Here is a 524-nt window from a genome sequence, read left to right on the forward strand (position 1 = left end):
ACCGCAAGGAACCGCCTAGGGTAAAATCGGTAATTGGGGCTAAGTCGTAACAAGGTAGCCGTATCGGAAGGTGCGGCTGGAATACCTCCTTTTTAGAGCTACATTATCCTGTAGCTGTTGTTTCCTTCTTCAATATAGATCCGTAGCTCAGCCTGGTTAGAGCACTACACTGATAATGTAGGGGTCAGCAGTTCAAATCTGCTCGGGTCTACTTCTTATAACTGGTCTGCTGACCAGTTATTGGTATGGGGGGTTAGCTCAGTTGGCTAGAGCATCTGCCTTGCACGCAGAGGGTCATCGGTTCGACTCCGATATCCTCCACAGTTCTTTAAAAGTTTAATGATGTTAGATGATTAAGCATCGTTCAGATCGGATCTGTAACATCATACAACGCTGGAGTTTTTAAACTAAAGCACAAGCTCTTTGACATATTGGGAAAAATAAGTTGTAATAGTAGATTACAGAAAGCTTTGAAGATATTTAAAGCGAATAAGGGCGCATGGTGGATGCCTAGGCTCTAGGAG

General features: G+C 43.9%; 2 tRNA genes and 1 rRNA gene. All 3 read left to right on the top strand.

Annotated features, from left to right (window positions below):
• A 16S ribosomal RNA gene (locus tag K1Y79_RS29060) occupies nt 1–92 on the top strand; the annotation flags it as partial.
• Nucleotides 93–136: 44 nt separating this feature from the next.
• Nucleotides 137–211 (top strand) — tRNA-Ile (locus tag K1Y79_RS29065).
• A gap of 36 nt (nt 212–247) precedes the next feature.
• A tRNA-Ala gene (locus K1Y79_RS29070) sits at nt 248–321 on the top strand.
• Nucleotides 322–524: the final 203 nt, after the last annotated feature.

Source organism: Chitinophaga rhizophila (assembly GCF_019492185.1).
In the GTDB taxonomy this organism is placed as follows: domain Bacteria; phylum Bacteroidota; class Bacteroidia; order Chitinophagales; family Chitinophagaceae; genus Chitinophaga; species Chitinophaga rhizophila.